The sequence below is a fragment of the Flavobacterium sp. KACC 22761 genome (genome assembly GCF_034058155.1).
Classification (GTDB): Bacteria; Bacteroidota; Bacteroidia; order Flavobacteriales; family Flavobacteriaceae; genus Flavobacterium.
On sequence record NZ_CP139148.1, the window covers coordinates 3,720,775 to 3,742,048 of the forward strand.

The window sequence follows — 21,274 nt, forward strand, 5'->3', positions numbered from 1 at the left end:
ATTACAACAGCAATATGATGTGCTGTAAAAGTGTAATGCAATTCATTGAGCTGGCTTCGATATAAAATGATATTATTTATTGCAAAAAAGCCTTTCATGAACAATTGAAAGGCTTTTTTGTTTTTAACCCTAATTACGAAATGATTGAATTAAAAAATGTAACCAAAACTTTTCACCAGAAAGATAGAGTTGTAACGGCTTTGTCTGATGTCTCGTTGAGAGTTCCGCCGGGGAAAATTTTTGGTGTTATTGGAACTTCGGGTGCGGGAAAAAGTACCTTGATCCGTTGTGTGAATTTGTTGGAAAGACCAACTTCGGGTGAAATTATTGTGGATGGAAAGGCTTTGATGCAGTTATCAAATGCTGAATTGGCAATTGAAAGAAGAGAAATCGGAATGATTTTTCAGCATTTCAATTTATTGTCTTCTCGAACTGTTTTCGAAAATGTTGCATTTCCATTGGAATTGGCCGGAACTTCAAAAAGCGAAATCAAAACTCGCGTTTTAGAATTATTAGAATTGGTTGGTTTGGCAGAAAAAGCAAACGATTATCCAGCAAGTCTTTCGGGTGGGCAAAAACAAAGAGTTGCGATTGCGAGAACTTTGGCCAATAATCCAAAAGTATTATTGTGTGATGAAGCAACAAGCGCTCTGGATCCTGCAACAACGCGTTCGATTTTGAATTTATTGAAAGACATCAACAAACGTTTGAATATTACCATTTTGCTGATTACGCATCAAATGGAAGTGGTAAAATCAATTTGTGATGAAGTTGCGGTCATTAGCCACGGAAAATTAATAGAACAAGGAAGTGTGGGAGAAATTTTTGCCGACCCAAAGCATGAATTGACCAAGGAATTCATTTCGTCTTCTCTGCATATTGAAGTTCCATCGGTTTATCAGGAAAAGTTGCAAAAAGAAGATAACGGAAATCTGAATCCGTTATTGAAACTGGAAATGACAGGAAAATCGGTTAACGAGCCTGTAATTTCAGAAGTTTCAAGACTTTTTGATACTGATTTCAAGATTGTTAGCGCACAAATGGATCAAGCAGGCGAGGTTAATTTTGGCGTTATGTTGATCGAACTTTCAGGAAAACGCGAAAATTATAACGCAGCGATTCAATATTTTAATTCAAAACACATTAAAACAGAAATTATAGGTTATGTCTGATTCAATTATAGATTTATTAGTAAAAGGAACTTGGGAAACCATTGTTATGACTTTTGTTTCTGGATTTTTCGGGTTTTTAATTGGCCTTCCAACCGGAATTTTGCTTTTTCTTACGCGTAAAAACCAAATTTTGGAACAACCGGTTTTAAATAGAGTTTTATCTGTTTTGGTAAATGTTTTTCGTTCCATTCCATTCATTATTTTAATTGTTTGGATGATTCCGTTTACACGCGCTATTGTAGGAACTTCTATTGGGGTTAGTGCGGCATTAGTTCCGTTGAGTATTGGCGCGGCGCCGTTTATTGCGCGTTTGGTTGAAAACTCTTTGTTGAGTCTTCCTTCAGGATTGATTGAAGCGGCAAGAGCCTTAGGCGCAACACCTTTTCAAATTGTGTATAAAGTTTTGCTTCCAGAAGCTTTGCCTTCATTAATTAATACGGCTTCAATTACATTAATTACGCTTGTAGGTTATTCTGCAATGGGCGGAGCAGTGGGTGCCGGTGGATTAGGACAAGTTGGATATCAGTACGGATATATTGGCTATGATGCGGTGACTATGAACTCGGTTTTAGGATTATTGGTGATTTTGGTATTCCTCATCCAGTTTGCAGGAGATCGATTATCAAAGCGTTTCGATCATCGATAGGAATTACGAGTTATGAATTATGAGTTATGAGTTAGAACCTGAAACTTGAAACTGAACATTAAAAATTAATATATAAATGAAAAACAAACTAAATATTTTAAGAACAGCCGGAGTTTTGGCTTTGGCGATTGTGTTATCAAATTGCGGAAAAGAAAAAAATAATGATCCGCATTTTATAAAAGTAGGTGTTGCTTCGGGGCCAGAATTAAAAGTGGCGGAAGCAGCAAAAAAAGTAGCAAAAGAAAAATTCGGATTAGAAGTAGAATTGGTTTCTTTCAACGATTATGTTATCCCAAATGAAGCGTTGAGCCAAGGCGATATCGATGCGAACGCTTTTCAGCATAAACCTTATTTAGATGAGCAATCTAAGCAAAGAGGTTATAAATTGGCAATCATCGGAAAAACATTTGTTTATCCAATTGCAGCTTATTCTAAAAAGATAAAAAACCTTTCAGAATTGAAAAACGAAAGCACAATTATTATTCCGAATGACCCAACAAACGGAGGACGTTCTTTATTGCTTTTGCAAAAAAATGGTTTATTGAAATTGAAAGATGGAGTTGGTTTATTGCCGAAAGTAACAGATATTATTAGCAATCCTAAAAACTTAAAAATTTTAGAGTTAGAAGCGCCTCAATTGCCACGTGCTTTAGACGATGCGAATGTTTCTATTGCGATTATCAATAATACATTTGCATCTGCTGCCGGATTAGTTCCTTCTCGTGATGCTTTGTTTGTTGAAGATAAAGAATCGCCTTACGTAAATTTGGTGGTGAGCCGCGAAGACAATAAAAACGAAGAGAAAGTAAAACAGTTTTTGCAGGCTTTTCAATCTCCTGAAGTTGAAAAAGCAGCGGAACAAGAATTTAAAGGTGGAGCGGTAAAAGGCTGGTAATTCAGCGAACTTTTAAAAATAGAAAAGACAGATATGATCAATTATTGATGGTATCTGTCTTTTTTTATGATACAAAAAATGAATTAGCTAGATTTTTCTAAAAGAAATAGAAAGTAAATGAAATAAATTGGAGCTGATTTTTTGTTCAAGCAGAATTTTCAAAAAGAAAGTTATTATCTAACAGAATGACCATTTAAATCTGCTGAAAGCCTATGATTGTTTTGGATTTGACTTAAAAAAGCACATTTAACAAAAACGGTTCAACTTAGGTTGTTAAAAAACAAAAGGTTTCATTTTATAATATGAAACAGACTTGTGTTAAAAAAAGATATTTTAAGTTTTATTCCTCCCTAACTTTATAAAATATTTAAATGTATATCGAATTAAAAATAGTTGTTTCTTTTTTTTAGTGAGCATTTTTTTGATTGTCATTTTGTTTTCACCAAAAACAAGGATTCATTTAATTTTATAAATTGTATAGTATGTCTGTTCCCAAAGAGTTATATAATTTAAAATTCTCAGAATATTTAGAATCGCTAAAGGTTTTGTATCTAGTAGATGACAATTTTAAGGCAATCTGCGATGATTATTGTTCTAATATGTTAAAAACCGAAAAGTATAAAAAAAAGTTTGAAAAGTATTTTCAATATAAATTGGAAGCAGAAAATTTAGCTAAAGAATTAGAAGAAGAAATTTTGATTTATCTCATCAGAAATGGATGGGATAAAAAATAAATGGTTGTTAGTTTTATTTTTATCAATTGGTTAGTAGTTAGGAAAATCCCATTTTAAAATGGGATTTTTTTATGCATGCTTCTCATTAAAATTTAAATACCAGTATTTTTTTAACGATTGTTTAAGCTTTTTCAAAATGAATTTTGCTTCATTTTCTGAAAAAAAGACTCAAAACCCTTGTTTTTAGGTATCTCGCATATCTTTTTTAAGATATTTTTTTCGGTTGCAAATTATAAATTGAAACAAAAATATTTAATCATCATTCATTTTACTTTGTAATTTTATCATGATTTTGACATATTGTATTGAAAATCAAATATTTCAAGTGATTAGTAAATTTTAATTAGTAAGATTTATGTTATACTAAGTTTTGTAAAGGCTAGAAAAAAGCCCCATCCATAAAGAAAGACAGTTTTAAGTTATTTTCATTTTTAAAATCCCTCAAAATAAATATAAATTAAACTAAAATCATTATGAAAAAAAAGTGTTTGCGTATGGTCAAGATTAGATGTCTGGCCATTGTTGCCAGCTTTCTAACCATAAATCTCATGCATGGCCAGGATGATGGAGCAAAAAAGAGCATGGAAATCTATGGTTTCATTATGACCGATATTGGTTATAATTTTAATCAGATTCAATCCGATTGGTACGATGTTGTCCGACCAACAAAACTGCCATCTTACAAAGATCAATACGGCCCGGACGGGAATTATTATGCATCTGTGCGCCAAACAAGATTTGGAATCAAAAATTATTTTGATACCGGAATTGGCGAATTAAAAACACAATTTGAATTTGAATTGTTTGGAACTGGAGTTGATGCTGGTCAAACTACATTCCGTTTGCGTCATGCTTATGCTGAATTAGGCAAATTTGGAGCTGGACAAACTTGGAGCCCGTTCATGGATATTGATGTTTTTCCAAATACATTAGAATATTGGGGCCCAACCGGAATGGTGTTTTTTAGAAACATTCAAATTCGTTATATGCCAATTCAAGGTGATACTCGTTTGACAATTGCGTTAGAAAGACCAGGGGCAAGTGCTGATCAGGGAATTTATGCAGATCGTATCGAACTTCAAGGTGTAAAAGCAAGATTTCCGTTTCCAGATTTATCTGCAGAATATCGCCACGCATTCAATTGGGGGTATCTTGAGTTAGCAGGTATCTTAAGAAAAATTGAATGGAAAGATCAAAACAATGACCAATATGATTTATCAGGTGATGCACTTGGATGGGGTTTGAATTTGAGTACGAATGTCAAATTTGGCAAAAATGATGTTTTCAGAGGACAGGTCGTTTACGGAGAAGGAATCCAGAACTACATGAATGATGCTCCTGTTGATATCGGAATTGAAAACACAGGGAACCCAACAAGGCCTGTAAAAGGTGTTGCACTGCCTTTGCTTGGAGTAGTCGCTTTTCTTGATCATTCCTGGAACGACAAATTCACAAGTTCAATAGGTTATTCAATGATTGACATTGATAACTCTAATGCAATGACTAATGATGCCTTCAAAAAAGGCCAATATATTGTTGGAAATGTACTTTATTCACCAGCAAAAAACTGCTTAATTGGTGGAGAATTTCAATGGGGAGACCGAGATAACTTTAGAGACGGCTGGAGCACTTCGATCACAAAAGTGCAGTTTTCATTTAAATACAATTTCTCAGAAACATTTTATAGAAAAAATCAATAGCTGATAGTTATTGAACGTGCCAATAAAAACAAAAAAAAATAGAAAACATGTATAAAAAAATACAATACATAATACTGTGCGGTTTTTGTATTACTTCTCTAAAAGCTCAAACCAGAACTGAAAAAGATCTTTTGGGTGAAAAGCAAATTCCTGCAAATGCGTACTACGGAGTCCAAACGGCTCGTGCATTAGAGAATTTTCAGATTAGTGGCATGACAACACAGTTTTATCCCGATTATGTTAGAGCATTTGCTATGGTAAAATTAGCGGCTGCTCGGGCGAATGCTGATGTAGGCCGACTAAAGAAAGACAGACTTGCAGCGATTGAAAAAGCATGCCAAGCTGTTATTGACGGAAAATACCACGACCAATTTCTAGTGGATTTGTACCAAGGTGGCGCAGGAACGTCTGCAAATATGAACGTTAACGAAGTTCTTGCCAATATCGCTTTAGAAATGAGTGGACACAAAAAAGGAGAATATCAATATATTGAACCTCATGATGACTTGAACATGGGACAATCTACAAATGATGTTTATCCGACCGCTATAAAAGTAGCTTTGTTGCTTCATAATGATAAATTGATAAAAGAAGCCGATTTGCTTGCTCAAGCTTTCCACAAAAAAGGAGACGAGTTCAAAGATGCCTTAAAAATGGGGCGCACAGAAGGACAAGATGCTGTTCCGATGACGGTTGGACAGGAATTTCATGCTTTTGGAAATCAATTAGATGCTGAAGTAAACACACTACGTAAAGTTGAAGTTTTTTTATGCGAACAAAATATGGGAGCTACCGCTATTGGAACAGGAATTACAGCTTCGCCGGGCTATGCTGAAAAAGTTGCGACACATCTGGCCAAAATCACAGGAAAGCCAATTGTAATGAGCAAGGACCTTATCGCCGCTACAACCAGTCAACAAGGATTTGTACTGTATTCATCTGCGCTAAAAAGCATGGCGGTTGCTGTGTCTAAAATAAGCAGTGACCTTATCATTTTGACTTCTGGTCCTCGTACAGGTATTTTTGAAATCAATTTGCCAGCACTTCAGCCGGGATCTTCAATTATGCCAGGAAAAGTTAATCCTGTGATGCCAGAACTTATGAATCAGCTTTGCTTTAAAGTAATGGGGAATGATCTTACGGTGACACTCGCAGCGCATTCTGGTTTGCTTCAATTAAATGCTTACGAGCCTATTGAAGCCATTGCAATGATGGAATCGCAAGGATTATTTTTTAAATCTTTCCCTTTATTCAGAAAAAATTGTATTGAAGGTATTACTCTAAACAAGGATGTCTTGAACAATTATATGGAAAGAAGTGTGGGTATTGTTACAGCTCTAAATCCGGTGTTGGGTTATGAAAAAACAACAGAGCTGGCTAAAGAAGCACTTGCAACTAACAAAGGAATTCTCGAGCTTATTCGTGAAAAGAAATTGCTGACAGAGGATCAAATCAAAAAGCTTTTGGATCCTGCAAGCTTGACAGGACAAAAATAACATCAACTTAAAAAGTAAAAAAATATGAAATCAAATGTAAATTTTTATAAAAGAATGCTTCTTTTGGTGATGTTGTCACTAAGCATCAGCATGTTTGGACAAGCAAAACCTAAAGTTCTTATTTTGGCAACAGGAGGTACTATTGCCGGAGCTGCAAAAAGTGGCGTGCAATCAGGTTATACTTCTGGTCAAGTTACTATTGATGCCATGGTAAATGCAGTTCCAGATGCACTGAAACTGGCCGACATCAAAGGCGAGCAGATTTCAAATGTGGGATCTCAGGATATGTCTTTTGAAATCATGCTGAAATTAGCTAATAGAATCAATGAATTGGCTTCCAGCAAAGATGTTGACGGTTTTGTAATCACTCACGGAACAGATACAATGGAGGAAACTGCCTATTTTTTAAATCTTGTTACAAAAACAGATAAGCCTGTTGTACTTGTGGGGTCAATGCGTCCTTCAACAGCAATCAGCGCCGATGGACCTTTGAATTTGTATAATGCAATTGCAGTGGCTGCAGATCCTAACGCTAAAGGTCATGGTGTACTTTTGGTTATGAACGATTGGATTCATTCTGCACAATCATTGACAAAAGTAAGTACGACTGCTGTTCAGACTTTTATGTCTCCAATTCGTGGACTTATTGGAACAACGGCATATGGAGTAAATGATTTTTACCATTATCCAGATCAAAAATTTGGAAAAACCTCTGAATTTGATGTAAAAGGAGTAACAACGTTTCCTCGCGTAGATATTATTTATGCTGATGCCGATATGAAACCAGATTTGATTGATGCTTCTATTGAAAAAGGCGCAAAAGGAATCGTAATTGCAGGAGTTGGAAACGGAAATATGAACAAAGCATCGCTTGATGCCTGTGCCAGAGCCAGCAAAAAAGGAATTATCGTAGTGCGAAGCACTCGTGTTGCGACAGGCATAGTGGGGCGAAATGTAGAATGCAACGATGATGAATTAGGCCTTATCGCATCTTACGGATTAAACCCGCAAAAAGCTAGAATTTTATTGACCGTTGCTTTGCTCAAGCAAAGAAAACTTGATGAACTTCAAAAAATATTCATGGACTATTAAAACTAGTCACAAAAAATATAATTGAGTTTGGTTTGACTTTAATCTTGAAGTTAAACCTGCTCATTTTTGAAGTATGAAAAGTTTTTAATGCAAAATCATTGTAAGCATCAGCGATGCTTATCGCTAAAAATTAAAATTTTTTAGCATTTATGCATAATTATAAGTTTAAAATTGGTTTTATTTTTTTTGTATTGGTTTAGTTTAGTTAAGGATAGCCCAATAGGTTTTATTATATGAGCACTGATAAAACCTATAAAGCTGTCTTTTAAGTTATTCATCAATCGAAGATAAATCTCTAAAAAGCCTCGCCAATTCTAAAATAAATTCCCCAATCTCCTTTTCCAACAGCACCATCTAAACCAACATTGAATTTTTCGTTTTTAAAAGCTCTGTATCGGTAGCCTACACCGGCGCCTGGATACAATTTCCAATCAAAACTTGGAGTGTCAGAACCGTAGATAGTTGCTAGTCCAGCAAAACCTACAGCACCCATTCTTTTATTGAAATTATATCGATATTCGCCTTGAATGGCCATCAATCCATCACCACGGTATTTTCCTTCAGAATAACCCCTGATATCATCGTTACCAATTGTTACTTGCTGTTCAAAAGAAATATTTCCCAATCCAAATTTGCCAGCAAAACGAGCGGCTACAACATCTTTTTTATCTCTTACGGAGTAATAAGAATTATATTCGGAAATAATTTTATTGGCATTGACTTCATTTCCAAACCATTCGGGATAACTGATCCATCTTGCTCTTATTTTATTTCCTTTAGTAGGATAATAAATGGCATCTCGGGTATCATAGAGCAAAATGGTTTGCAGTCCGTTTGTGTGTGAGGTAGAAGCTGGCTGTATATCATCTTCATAAGCAGTGTCATAATGTGCATACGAATAACCTAATCCGCCGTAAAATGATTTGAAAATTTTTCGCAACAAACTCACGCTTACTAAAGTAGTTTCGGTGCTGTAATCATAAAAAGTTGGAGCGTCAAAATCATCCATAAAAAATTGAGAATTTTGATTGCCAGTCATCAGAAATAGTTGCGCACGCCATTTATCTTCGTTAAAATGCCATTTGTTGAAAGAGCAAATAAAATAAGATTTGTTTGTAGTATAAATTGCTGTAAGTCCCGACAAAGATTTTGGAGAAATTGTATCGGTTTTATCCGTTTTGTACATCATCATCGGGATCGCTCCAAACATGAAATCCAACGTTCTATTATAGCTAATGTAAGGCATCACATTAAAATCGATATTCTTGGTTTTAGATTTTTCGGTTTTTGTGCTGTCTGCCGTTTTTTCTTGAGCCAAAATACCGTAAGAATAAAATAGAAGAAGTGCTATAAATAAAGGCTTTTGCATATGATTTAAGAGATGTGGTGATTAGGGATAATGGACAGGCGTCTAAGTTAAAGCCAATTTATTTTCCACGAAACTTAAGGGCTGTTTAAGACGTTCCATTTTATAAAATGAAACAAATTCGTTCCATTTCCCTTTTAAGAATTTTCTAAATTTATTTCTTAAAATATTCCTAAAAAAGTTAAAATTCGGGAGGAATAAAGTTGGTATTTGATGGCTAAAAACAATTCCAAAAAAATCAAATTTAAATGATGTAAAATTCGATGAGGTATTGGCAATTCATAGATTTAAAACTAAAGTCTTTGGCTTTCATGTGTTGTTGTGTCAATTTGGGTTTTGCACAGCAAGATAGTCTTGCATCGGCAAAAATAATCAAGCTTGATGAAGCAATATCGTTAGGAATTCAAAATAACCGCCAGCTTAAAATTGCAAATACAGATTTGGCTATTGCCTATGAAAATATCGATCAAGCAAAAATTGCAAAAATGCCACGAATAGGCGTGAATGGAGGATACAATTATATTGGAAATCCTAAAATTTATGAAGGGTTTTATCAAAGCAATATTACTGTAGATTATTATAATCATCAAGCTTTTGCCACTATTATTTCGTCTTTGCCAATTTATAACGGAAGCGCCATCAATAAGCGAATCGATCAGCAGGAACTCATTAGCGAAATGCAAAAGTCTGCCGTTAAAATGACTGAAGCTGATGTAAAAAATGCTATTACAGAGCAATATTTTACACTTGAAAAATTGTACAGACAAATTGAAGTAACGAAACAAAACATCATCAATACCGATTTGCGAATTAGACAGTTAAAATCGCGCGTAGATAATGGACAAAACATTAAAAGTGATTTGTTGCGAACCGAATTGCAACAATCTAATTTTAAGGTTTCGGTTTTTAGAAGCACCAATACAATAGAATTGATCAGCAATTATTTGGATATTTTAATTGGTTTTCCAACAAATACTATTTTGAAGCCTGTAGTTGCAGAAAGCATGTTGCCAACAGAAAATGTAAACTTACAAGAGAGTTTGGCTGAAGCTTTTCGAAATAGAGAAGAAATAAAGCGTGCCGAAGTAAAAATTAAATTATCAGAATCGTCTTTGAGCTTGACTAAAAGCGGTTTTATGCCCAATGTAAATGCCAATCTTATTTTGAATACCGAATATCCAGCACAATGGCCCAATTATGTCAATATTCTGAATTACTGGGCGGCGGGCGTTTCATTGAATTGGGATGTTTCCAGTTTTTATAATCTCAAACACCGAATTTCAGGCGACAAATTGGAAATTGATAAAAGCAATACGGCACTTCAAATAACAAAAGACCAAATTAGTACAGAAGTTAAAAACGCTTATGTGAGATATGCTGAAAGCAAAGAAAACATCAAAACGTATAAAAAAGATGTTGAGCTTTCAATGAGCAATTATAAAATTGTAAAAAGCCGTTACGATAATGATTTTGCTTTAATCAGTGAAATAGTTGATGCCGAGTTGCAACTCAACAATTCCCGAATCTCATTGGTTAATGCCAATTTAGATTTGATCATTCAATATTATTCTTTGCAATATGCAATGGGAAAACTTTAATTAAAAAAGTATGAGCGAAGCAAATGCCCAAAACGAAACGATTCAAAAAGATAAAAAGAGAAATACCATTCTTACCGTGCTGTCTTTTGGTTTTTTGATTGCCGGCGGTTTGTGGATTGTGAGTCTTTTTTTTGATTTCAGTACGTATGAAACGACCAATAATGCACAGGTTGAAGCTTACATCAATAATGTTGCTGCAAGAGCTACAGGCCATATCAAAGAAATTAGATTTGAATCCAATCAATTTGTTCGTAAGGGCGATACACTGATTGTTCTAGACGATTCGGAATATGTTATTAAAGTGATGCAAGCCGAAGCTGATTTGGCTATAGCCGAAGGAAATCTTCATTCATTAGAACAAAATATCACGACATCGGCATCGAATCAGGCTTCTGGTAAGGAAAAATTGGCCGGAGATATGGCGAGTCTTGAAAAAGCACAAAAAGATTATCAGCGTTTTAAAAATATGTATGCTGATTCGGCCGTGACTCGAAATCAATACGATCAGGTGATTTCAAAATTAAAATCGGAAGAAGCTTATGTAAAAGCAGGCCAAAAAAATCTGGAAGCAAGCAGTTCAGTAACCAAACAAAGCACTATTAATCTGGAAGCGGCAAGAGCAACAGTCGCGAGAAAAAAAGCTGATTTAGCAGCCGCGAAACTGCAATTGTCCTACACGAGTATTATTGCGCCGGGAGATGGATACGTGGGTGAACGCAATTTGTCGATTGGAGAATTAATCAATTCGAATCAAACGGTTGCAACCATTGTTTTGAATCAAAAATTATGGATTTCTGCCAATTTCAAAGAAACGCAAATAGAAAAAATCAAAAGCGGACAAGAAGTAACCATTACAATAGATGCTCTGGATGGAAAAGAATTTAAAGGAAAAGTAATAGGGTTTTCTCCAGCAACGGGCGCTAAATTTTCGATGGTTGAACCTGATAATTCCACAGGAAATTTTGTGAAAATCACGCAACGAATTCCTGTTAAGATTGAATTTGAAACACCTGCTAAAGAATTAGCAGATGTAAGACCAGGAATGAATGTTACAGTTGACGTAAAAAAATAAGAGATGTTTGCAGGAAAAAAAGGAAGCGTTTTTACTCTTATAGGATTGTATATCCTTACAATTCCTTTTTTTAATGGGCTCAACGTTACCACTTATGATAATTCGCAAATCATGGGGCATTTTGGAGAATCGACAACCGTTTTTACGTACTCTATTTATATTCCAATTTTTGCAATGCTCGGTTTTATGCCTTTGGGACTAAAATTAGGGAAACAAATCAAGGTTAGAACCATGATTTTGTCAGTAAGTTTTTTGTCTTTGATTTTTAATACCGCTTTGTTGTTTGTGTCTAGTATTGAATGGTTTGTGTTTTTTAGATCGCTTCTGGCTATCGTTTCTGTAATTGGAATATTTGCTTCAATGGTTCCGATTTTAATGAAATACAATCCCGCATTTAATATGGCTTTGTTGTATGGAATTTTGCAGTTTATTCAAAAAGGAAGTCAGCATCTTTATCAATATTTAGGAACAAATTTTACAAGTCTGCACAATTGGACTTTTGGTATTTATTTTTTGAATGCCAATTTCTTGATTTGCATTGTGCTCGCTTGGCTTTTTTATAAAGTAGATGTTGCTCCAATGAAAAATGTTTTTCAATTTGATTGGCGCGGTTGGATTATTATGCTTTTATTTTTTCTGATTATTCTTTTTTTATGTGCCGAAGGACAAACCAGAAATTGGCTCAGCGACCCTAAAGTAGTTTTGGCAATAGGATTATTGTTTATAATGGCCGGAATTTATCTGTTGCATGTTCGATTTACTTCTGACCCCATTATTAATCCCGATGTTTATAAATACAAAAATGTTGTCATTGGCGCTTTTTTGATGTTTTATATTGGCGTAATGAACGGCACTGGAAGCGTTGTAACAGGATATATGACAAATGTTTTAGGCTTTGATCCAGTCCTTAATGCTTTGACACATTTAGCCATATTATTTGGGTTGTGCATTTCGATTCCGCTTTCGACTTATCTTTTGTATAAGAGAATTTATTTAGCCACGATCTGGGTAATTGGTTTTGCCTGTTATGGATTTTACCACATGATTTTGTTCTTTAGATTTTACCCCGGAATTGATTCAACTGATTTTTTTGTGCCGCTTGTTTTTAAAGGTTTAGGAATGGGATTTCTATTTCCTGTTTCCTTGCTTTATATTTCAGAAGGTGTTCCGCCAATTTTTAGTACCTCGCGCATGATGACCGGAATCATTTCGCAAGCCGTTTTTGCGTCTTTGCTTGGAAGTGCCATTCTCGGAACTTTTATTACAAATATGAATATCCAGCATAAAACAGGTTTAAGCCAGCAATTATCAGAGGTTAATAAAATGGCAGAAAATCAATTGGAAACTTACAAAAGGAACTTTTTATATATGGGTTTATCAGATGCTGAAGCGCAGAAAAAAGCAGAAAAAAGTCTGTCAAATCAAACCGCTCAAGCATCAATATTATTGGCTTACAAAGATATTTATCTTGTAATGTCGGCGATATGCTTTTTCCCTATTTTGATCATTCTGCTTTTCAAATTGTGGCGCAGACCAATTGGCAGAGTAGAAGTAGAGCCGATACCGATTTAATTTTTATGAAAACAACAGTTGATAATTCAATATTATGATGGCAAAAAAAGAACGTTTTTTATTTGGCTTATGGAATAAAGAAAGTGGATTAAGCGGTATGCTTGTTTTGCTTTTTATGATGCATTTTGTCGCTATTCCGTTTTTTGGAAGTTATCCGCATTTTATGGTTTGGCTCAATATTTTTTGGATGTTGTTTTTGTTTGCGGGTATTTTTTCGCTTTCAAAGCATAAAAAACAAGCACTCTTGATTTCAATTATTCCGATTTTGTTTGTTGTCATTCAATGTATAGATTATTTCAACAGAAACATCCTGATTTTGTTTGCTGACCTTTTTTTGTCCATTGCCGTTATGGGACTTTTAATTATAATGGTTTTAAAAAAAGTATTAGAACCTGGTCCTGTAACAACCTATCGCATAATAGGATCAGTTGTTGTGTACATGCTGTTGGTGCATTTTTGGTGTACGCTTTACTTATTTCTTTTTAGGCATATTGAAGGCTCTTTTAATTTGGTGGAATTCAAATTTGAAATCAATAGCGATCAGGCGAGTTTTATGTATTTCAGTTATATCACCATGAGTTCTACAGGTTACGGCGAAATAGTGCCTTTACATCCATTAGCGCGCTCTTTGGTCCAGATAGAAGTACTTACAGGAGTTTTATATCCCGTAGTCTTAATAGGAAGATTAGTTTCTGATGCCAATTTTTCTATCCAAAAAAAATAAAATCAAATTTAACCAATCATATCTAAATCAAAATAAACATGAAAACATCCAATTCAATTAAACGCAAAGAGCTCTTTGATACGATTTTACAGTTATTTTTCATTTTCCTGATCGTTGGATTTTGTCTTAAATTGCTGTTGCCGTTTTTTATGCCAATTCTTTGGGCTGTAATACTTTCGGTCGTATTTTATCCAATGTTTGATTTTCTGCAGCGAATTCTGAAAGGAAAGAAAACCCTAGCATCTGTAATAATAACCATTGTAATTATTGCAGTAATGTTAGTGCCGCTTATTTATTTTTTAAAAGCGGCAATAGCCAATTTTTTAGAATTGAAAAATAGTTTTGAAGCTGGAACTTTAAAAATTACGCCTCCTGGACAAAATATAAAAGAATGGCCGATAATTGGTAAGCCTCTCTATGAATTTTTGCTAATGATGTCAACAGATTTGGAGCAAGGCGTAGTAAAATACCAAGATCAGATCAAGGAGTTTTCTTCAAAAATCATGGGAAGCATTTTGAGTTCTGGTGCCGCATTTTTGCAGTTTATTTTATCCGTAATTATTGCTGGAGTTTTATTGGTTACTGGAGGAAGAACTTTTGCCATGAAATTTCTTAAAAAAATTGCTGGAAACAAAGCAGATGAAATCATGACCATTTCGGTTTCGACAATTTATCAAGTGGTTAAAGGAATATTAGGTGTTGCTGTCATTCAAACCATTATTCAAGCAGTTGGATTGTTTATGGCTGATATTCCGTATGCGGGAATTTTGACTCTGATATGTCTTGTGTTTTCAATTTTGCAAATTGGGCCAATTATCATCAACATTGGTGTTATTGTATATTTATTTTCGACGGGCGACTCTGGTTATGCCATTTTCTGGACTATATTTTTCATTATCAGCGGACTTTCAGATAATGTCTTAAAACCGCTTTTGTTAGGAAAAGGAGCTTTGGTACCAATGCTGATTATTTTTCTCGGAGTAATTGGCGGATTTATCATGTCAGGATTCATTGGGCTTTTCGTTGGGCCAATTGTCTTTTCAATTGGTTATAAGTTATTTATTGCCTGGTTGGATGACAATGCAGAACCTGAAGTTGAGCCAGAACCGGTAGAAAATATTGAACCTTTAGTGTAAATTAGTTGTTGGATCTAGAATATAAAAAATCCCATTTCTAAAGAAATGGGATTTTTGTTTTCATGTCTCGTCCTGAAAAAAGTTGACTATAATTAACTTAATTATGTCACTAACAAGAGAAGTATTTAAAAGAATTGTGCCTGATTGCACTTACAGTGAGGCATTCAAAAAACAGGTTGTAAAAGAATTTGAACTGGGATTATTTTGCAAGGCAGATCTTCGCCGTCGTTACCAAATCAGAAGTCATAGCTGTATCGACAGTTGGTTAAGAAAATATGGTAAATTTACATATCTGGAAAAACTAACACTGGGACGACCTATGAAAGATCCTCAATCTCAACGCATCAAAGAACTCGAAGCTCAATTAGCTAAGAAAGAGCAAGAATTATTGGTCTTTAAAAAGTTTATTGAAATAGCCGAACGCGAGCTAAAAATCGAGATTGTAAAAAAGTCTGGTTCCAAGCAGTCCAAGAAATAAATCGTATATACAGGGTTAGTCCTTGTGAAATATGTCGATTGTTTGGATACAGTAAACAAGCTTATTACAAACGAAAATCACATCTATTAAAGTCAATTCCCGACAAAGTACATCTCAAATCTTTGGTAATGTCGGTTCGTCAAAAGCTGCCAAAAACCGGTGGCAGAAAACTGCATTATATGCTGAAAGATGATTTAAAAAGACATCAAATAAAGATTGGCAGAGATAAATTGTTTGATTTTTTACGTGATGAATATTTATTAGTCCCTAAAGCTAGAAGATATTACAAGACAACAAATTCAAGACATTGGATGCGTAAATATCCAAATTTAATAAAAGAAATCAAGCTCAATGAGCCTGAGCAGGTTTGGGTTGCTGATATTACTTATCTAAGAACTAAAGAACAAACATATTACCTGCATTTGATAACAGATGCATACTCGAAGAAAATTGTAGGTTATAATTTATCGGATAATTTAATGGCTTCTTCTACATTAGAAGCTTTAAAGATGGCTGTCGGTAATAGGAAATACAGCAGAAATCTCATACATCATTCAGATAGAGGTCTTCAATATTGCAGCAAAGAGTACACGGAATATTTATCTCAAAGCAAGATTCTGATAAGTATGACACAAAACTATGATCCATATGAAAATGCAGTTGCAGAAAGAGTAAATGGTATTTTAAAAGAAGAATTTGGATTATCTGAAATCTTTGAAGATTTTGAAAATCTGAAAAAGCAAGCTCTAGAATCTATTTTATTTTATAATCAAATAAGAGTGCATTTATCAATAAATATGCTGACTCCAAATCAAGCACATTTACAAAATCAAATCAAACTCAAAAGATGGAAAAAAACAAATCGGAACAAAAATAATTCTGTTCCGATTTAATTAATTTTATATTACTAATCGAGTCAACCTTTTTCAGGACAACTCATCAATTACAATTTTTCAGTTATTCTTTATACAAAATAATAGTGGCTTTGTATCCAGTGCCAACATTCCATTGGCTGGATTCAATAACAGTGCCTTTGTCATCGTAAACTTGAAATTCGGCTGTATTTGGCGATGCCGATCCTTCGTTTAAAGCTTCAAAATCAATTTTGTTGATGCCAGGAACCAAGGTGATTTTAAAACCTTGATATTCTCCATTCATCGTGACTTCAGGCTCAATTACCTTATCGTTTAAATATACTTTGATTTTGTCACCATCAACAAAAGCGGCGTCACGATAACGAATTGTTGAAGTATAAGTCGAGGTTTTAAAACTTCCTAAAAATTGATTTTGTCTGTAAAAAATGCCCTCCACATTTGCAGGTGTTTTATACAAATTGGTGTCTTTAAAAAGTTCGTTTGGATCAATTTTGGAAGAATCTGGCTTTTCAACAGGCGCTGGCGGATTAACTTTTGGAGCTTCTTCTTTTGGCGGAACAACTTCTTTTGTTTTTGGAGTTTTCGCCGGAATTGGCTTGTATTTGTTTTCCAGTTCTTTTTGCGCATAACCTTGAACCGAAATTCCGATTGCAAGAATTAAAGACAAAAATCCTATTCTATTTTTCAATTGTACTAAATGCATATATTCTTAAAATTAATTTGTTTATCTCTATAGGTATAAACATTTAATTAAAGCATTTATTGCCTTTTAGGCCAATTTTAAAAATGAGTTTTTATAATTGTAATCGCATTGTTGAAGAGAAAAATAATCGCTTTGTTGGGATTAAGCTAAGAACGATTTTTTTAAATCGATAGTAAATAATTTTATAAAAGACCTAATTGTCGAGCTTTGTTTATTAGCTCTGTATCACTTCCACTTTTTAGCAAGAGTCTGTTTTTTATGTTAGCTTTTCTTTTTTCTATAGAACTAATAGACAACGGTATGTGGCTCGGAATATCAATTGTTTTTACCCCTTTTGCAAGCAGATTTAAAATTTCAGTATCAAATTTATCCCAATCATAATTTTTTTGAGCGAATTCTTTTTGTGATTTTATGATTTCTGAACTATAAATAATTTCTCCAGCTAAAATTTTCTTGCATGTTACAGGGAAGGATTCAAAGTTTATTTCGCCTTTATAAATAAACCCTTCCGGTTTTATGTCATTTAATATTCTATTTACAATAAATGCTTCGGTGTGCATTGTCAACAATAAAATTTTGCATTGCGGATGTGTTTTTCTGACAACCGCAGCCAAATCAATCCCGTTTAAAATATTTAGTTCAGGATAAGAAGGCAAATTAACATCTAGGATTGCAAAATCAATATTTAGTTGCTGTTTTTTTAGAAGCGTTATTTCTTTGTATGCGTTTTCGCAGTTGTATTTTTTATGAAAAAAGATTTCAGTTGTACTTAATGAATTATCAGACAAGAGATTAACATAGCTGTCTACAGTCATTGGATGATCATCGACAATCAAAATATTTAGTGGCATTTTCTATAAATTTTTGAGAAAATAATTAATGTTTCTGTGAAATCTTTGAATTTTTAAGACTTCAAGTTTAAACTAAATTCAATATTACCAATTTCTCTTTAAAAAAAATATGATGCATTTGATTTTTTTTTTGCTTTATTTGAGCTCCTAAATCTTGAGTATTGTGAAGTTTAATTTTAAGCTGGAGCTTTTAGTCTTTTTTTTAATCACTCTTGTGTGTCTTATTTTTTTAGATAAATCACGCTTTAAAAATAATGACAACCTTTTTAATGAGAAGCATTTTAAAACGCTTTCTAACGAGAAAAAGGTAAGATATTTAGATTCAATCGTATTACTGTTGCCTAGCAAAAGGAATGATACAATTGTTCGCGACTTATATTTAAAAGCTGGAGCAGAATATTATTTTATCAATGAATTAGATAAATCATATAAGGTAAGTGCGACTGCTTTAAAACTTTCGATAAAAGAAAATGACAGTTCAAGAATAGCCAAATCACTTTATTTTATGGGTGATTGTTACGAAAACACTCAGAAGGACAGTGCTTATTTTTATTATTTAAAGGCCCAAAAAATTTATCAAAATATACATGATAACAACAAATTAGGACGTGTGCATTTTAATAAAGCTTATGTTTTATTTTATGATGGAAATTTTGTGGAATGCGAAATTGAAATTGCAAAAGCGCTTAATTATTTAAAGGAAACAGACAATGTTAAACTTCTTTTTTCATGTAATACTTTGATGGGTAATTGTTTGGAAAAACTTTTTTTGTACGATGAGGCACTAAAATATCATCAAAAAGCATTAAGAGCTTTAAAGACAATGAAAGAAAAAGGATTAGAAACAAGTGATCCATTAAATGATTATAGTGTGGCCTCAGTTGTTAATATTTGCAATCTTTATGAAATAAAAGGAGAATATTCTAAAATAATAAAAGAATTAAGTCCTTTGCTAACAAATGAGTTACGTGCGAAAAATCCAAATTCATATGCTAGTGTTTTAACAAATTTGGCGCACTGTAAAGCCAGAAACAAAGAGTACAAAAATATTGTCCCTATGTTTTTAGAATCTCTTAAAATTTATAAAAGCTTTAATGATCCAGCAGGATTCATTTATACTAAAACTCATTTAGGAGAATATTATCTCACACAAAAAGATACTTTAAAGGCGATTGAAAATATAAAAGAAGCTCATGACAGCGCGGTAAGCATTAGAAATACAAACGAGGTTTTGACTAATCTTAAATTATTATCTCAAATAGATAAAAAGAAGAGCCTTTTTTATGCCAATCGATACATTACGATGAGTGATAGCATAGAAAAAGTCAAGACAATTACAAGTAATAAATATGCCAGGATTGAATATGAAACACAAAGTATTGAGAATGAAAACAGAGTTTTGACCAGAAAGAATTTTTATACCTTAATTTTCTCGTTTTCTCTTTTTATAGTGCTTTCTATCATTTCACTTTATATTTATTTGAGATATAGAAACAAAGAATTGCGATTTGTAAAGCAGCAACAAAACGACAGCGATGAGATTTTTCAGCTTTTGAGCGAACAGAACGAAAAAATAAATAGAGCAAAAGAGGAAGAAAAAAATAAAATTGCCAGAGAACTCCATGACGGTATAATGAATAAAGTGTATTCAATACGAATGAATTTAGGTTTTTTTAATGCTAAAGCAGATGAAAATGCGATTGAAAAAAGAAGAGAATATATTTTTGAATTGCAAAATGTCGAAAATGAAATCAGATCCATTTCTCATGATTTGAGCCAGGAATCGTTCCTTGAAAATAGTGATTTTAATACTTTGCTATTGAATTTAGTTGAGAAACAAAATGGTGTAAATGATATAGAATTTCATTACATAATTGACGAAGAATTTAAATGGGATGCTGTTTTAAATGTTTATAAGATAAATATTTACAGAATAATTCAAGAAGGAATTTTAAATATTCACAAATATTCTGAGGCTTCAGAAGCCATTATAAAAATTGAAATGATTGATGACAAAACTTTAAAATTATCAATTAAAGATAATGGAAAAGGATTTGATATTGTTGCAGAAAAAAAAGGAATTGGCCTTGCGAATATTAAAGAAAGAATAAATTCTTTAAAAGGTCATTTTGAAATTATCTCTAAAAGAGGAAGAGGAACGCAAATTACTATTTTACTTGATATTTAAAGTAAACATTAAGACATTTAAGAACTTAAATGCCTTAATGTAAAAGATATTTTTTAATTTAAAAAACACATATTGAGCACAATTGCGCTAGATAAAATAGCGGTTTTTTCTTCAGGATTGGAATAAGTTGCCATAACATTTACAGTATAGCCACTTGCTGAAATTGCAGCGTTTTTCATCTTTCCGCTCCACTTATTTTCGATTGATCCAATCTGATTCTCGGAAGAATCATTAATAATAAAATTAGATTTTTTCCAAACATCACAGATTTCAGCAATAACATGATTGGAAGTGTTTAGAATCTCGAAAACTGGTTTTGAAAAGCTAGAATTTGGGTTTATAAAACCTATCTTTTTTCCAGAAGCATCTTGGATCACAATTTCAGATTTTAAGAAACTGCCTCTTCTTGAAATAGTAGCTTCTAAACCACCATTTGCACTTCTAATTTCAATATTAAAAGGAAGTATTGATTTGACAAAAGCTGTTGGAAGCACTTTTTGAATGAAACTGAGCTTTTGTTTAATTCGGCCTATTCGTTCTTTTTTTTCGTTATAAATATGGCAACTTTCCTGAAAGCCATTTTTTTTGTCTACAAAATAGTTATTAGTTTCAAAGAAATCTGAAATCATAGTTTTTTTGAGTTGGTTGGTTATTTTTTTTGGTACTCAAAAATAGAATTTAAGTTGCAGTTACAAACAGGTATAAATACCTGTTTGTATGTCAAAAAAATAAATAAACAATAAGACTAAAAGATAATAACTACACTGATAATCATTACGCTACAATCCGCGATTCAGTTTTCTTTTAAAGAAAATAAAAAAAAATGAAATTACATTTTGGTGATAATAAATTCGCTTCGTCTGTTCATTTGATGTTGTGCTTCGGCCAAATAGAACTGCGTTCAAATAATTGTTGAAAAGCCCTTCTAAAAAAGAAAAATTTTTAAACATTTGGGCCAAAAATAAAATGAGAAGAA

At 33.3% G+C, this 21,274-nt stretch carries 18 protein-coding genes; 14 read left to right on the forward strand and 4 right to left on the reverse strand.

The features are described from left to right. Nucleotides 1-140 precede the first annotated feature (140 nt). The 7 genes from metN to SCB73_RS16220 all read left to right on the forward strand — a co-directional run bounded on the left by metN (nucleotide 141) and on the right by SCB73_RS16220 (nucleotide 7,735). The gene (gene metN / locus SCB73_RS16190) at nucleotides 141-1,172 is read left to right on the forward strand and encodes a methionine ABC transporter ATP-binding protein MetN (protein WP_320567241.1); all 1,032 of its coding nucleotides are present in this window, start codon (nucleotides 141-143) and stop codon (nucleotides 1,170-1,172) included. Continuing rightward, nucleotides 1,165-1,818, forward strand: a complete 654-nt coding sequence (locus SCB73_RS16195) for a methionine ABC transporter permease MetI (protein WP_320567242.1) — start codon at nucleotides 1,165-1,167, stop codon at nucleotides 1,816-1,818. The genes metN and SCB73_RS16195 overlap by 8 nt, the downstream gene beginning before the upstream one ends. Before the next feature lie 76 nt (nucleotides 1,819-1,894). Next, nucleotides 1,895-2,713: a methionine ABC transporter substrate-binding lipoprotein MetQ gene (metQ, locus tag SCB73_RS16200; RefSeq protein WP_320567243.1), complete on the forward strand. Its 819-nt coding sequence runs from the start codon at nucleotides 1,895-1,897 to the stop codon at nucleotides 2,711-2,713. Nucleotides 2,714-3,195: 482 nt separating this feature from the next. Then, nucleotides 3,196-3,447: a hypothetical protein gene (locus SCB73_RS16205; RefSeq protein WP_132991200.1), complete on the forward strand. Its 252-nt coding sequence runs from the start codon at nucleotides 3,196-3,198 to the stop codon at nucleotides 3,445-3,447. A gap of 473 nt (nucleotides 3,448-3,920) precedes the next feature. Beyond that, nucleotides 3,921-5,147 carry a DcaP family trimeric outer membrane transporter gene (locus SCB73_RS16210; protein WP_320567244.1) on the forward strand — a complete coding sequence of 409 codons (1,227 nt, stop codon included), beginning with the start codon at nucleotides 3,921-3,923 and terminating at the stop codon, nucleotides 5,145-5,147. Nucleotides 5,148-5,194: 47 nt separating this feature from the next. Beyond that, nucleotides 5,195-6,643, forward strand: coding sequence for an aspartate ammonia-lyase (locus SCB73_RS16215; protein WP_320567245.1), 1,449 nt, complete (start codon nucleotides 5,195-5,197; stop codon nucleotides 6,641-6,643). A gap of 24 nt (nucleotides 6,644-6,667) precedes the next feature. Continuing rightward, a complete protein-coding gene (locus SCB73_RS16220) occupies nucleotides 6,668-7,735 on the forward strand; it encodes a type II asparaginase (RefSeq protein ID WP_320567246.1) in 1,068 nt (355 codons plus the stop codon). 295 nt (nucleotides 7,736-8,030) lie between these two features. Here SCB73_RS16220 and SCB73_RS16225 read toward each other — a convergent pair whose 3' ends face one another. Continuing rightward, a complete protein-coding gene (locus SCB73_RS16225) occupies nucleotides 8,031-9,104 on the reverse strand; it encodes a BamA/TamA family outer membrane protein (protein WP_320567247.1) in 1,074 nt (357 codons plus the stop codon). Nucleotides 9,105-9,412: 308 nt separating this feature from the next. Here SCB73_RS16225 and SCB73_RS16230 point away from each other — a divergent pair, with 308 nt between their 5' ends. The 6 genes from SCB73_RS16230 (at nucleotide 9,413) to SCB73_RS16255 (ending at nucleotide 16,574) form a co-directional block, all read left to right on the forward strand. Then, complete coding sequence (locus SCB73_RS16230; RefSeq protein WP_320570098.1) at nucleotides 9,413-10,699, forward strand: TolC family protein; 1,287 nt, start codon at nucleotides 9,413-9,415, stop codon at nucleotides 10,697-10,699. Between the two features lie 10 nt (nucleotides 10,700-10,709). Continuing rightward, the gene (locus SCB73_RS16235) at nucleotides 10,710-11,771 is read left to right on the forward strand and encodes an HlyD family secretion protein (RefSeq protein WP_320567248.1); all 1,062 of its coding nucleotides are present in this window, start codon (nucleotides 10,710-10,712) and stop codon (nucleotides 11,769-11,771) included. A 3-nt stretch (nucleotides 11,772-11,774) separates the two neighbouring features. Further along, complete coding sequence (locus SCB73_RS16240; RefSeq protein ID WP_320567249.1) at nucleotides 11,775-13,343, forward strand: efflux MFS transporter permease; 1,569 nt, start codon at nucleotides 11,775-11,777, stop codon at nucleotides 13,341-13,343. 37 nt (nucleotides 13,344-13,380) lie between these two features. Beyond that, nucleotides 13,381-14,067, forward strand: a complete 687-nt coding sequence (locus tag SCB73_RS16245; RefSeq protein WP_320567250.1) for an ion channel — start codon at nucleotides 13,381-13,383, stop codon at nucleotides 14,065-14,067. 38 nt (nucleotides 14,068-14,105) lie between these two features. Next, nucleotides 14,106-15,203, forward strand: coding sequence for an AI-2E family transporter (locus tag SCB73_RS16250; RefSeq protein ID WP_320567251.1), 1,098 nt, complete (start codon nucleotides 14,106-14,108; stop codon nucleotides 15,201-15,203). 103 nt (nucleotides 15,204-15,306) lie between these two features. Further along, nucleotides 15,307-16,574 (forward strand): IS3 family transposase gene (locus SCB73_RS16255; RefSeq protein WP_320566433.1). Its coding sequence is split into 2 segments (ribosomal slippage): nucleotides 15,307-15,646 and nucleotides 15,646-16,574, totalling 1,269 coding nucleotides; the frame shifts between segments, so codons are not numbered across the junction. 64 nt (nucleotides 16,575-16,638) lie between these two features. On the opposite strand, the gene SCB73_RS16260 is transcribed toward SCB73_RS16255, so the two are convergent. Together SCB73_RS16260 and SCB73_RS16265 are read right to left on the reverse strand one after the other, a co-directional pair. Continuing rightward, nucleotides 16,639-17,259: a hypothetical protein gene (locus SCB73_RS16260; protein WP_320567252.1), complete on the reverse strand. Its 621-nt coding sequence runs from the start codon at nucleotides 17,257-17,259 to the stop codon at nucleotides 16,639-16,641. A gap of 182 nt (nucleotides 17,260-17,441) precedes the next feature. Beyond that, nucleotides 17,442-18,110 carry a response regulator transcription factor gene (locus SCB73_RS16265; RefSeq protein WP_320567253.1) on the reverse strand — a complete coding sequence of 223 codons (669 nt, stop codon included), beginning with the start codon at nucleotides 18,108-18,110 and terminating at the stop codon, nucleotides 17,442-17,444. Nucleotides 18,111-18,447: 337 nt separating this feature from the next. Between SCB73_RS16265 and SCB73_RS16270 the strand changes: the two genes are divergently transcribed. Beyond that, nucleotides 18,448-20,298, forward strand: a complete 1,851-nt coding sequence (locus tag SCB73_RS16270) for a sensor histidine kinase (protein ID WP_320567254.1) — start codon at nucleotides 18,448-18,450, stop codon at nucleotides 20,296-20,298. A 53-nt stretch (nucleotides 20,299-20,351) separates the two neighbouring features. Here SCB73_RS16270 and SCB73_RS16275 read toward each other — a convergent pair whose 3' ends face one another. After that, entirely contained in the window at nucleotides 20,352-20,927 is a 576-nt protein-coding gene (locus SCB73_RS16275) for a phospholipid scramblase-related protein (RefSeq protein WP_320567255.1), read from the reverse strand. Nucleotides 20,928-21,274: the final 347 nt, after the last annotated feature.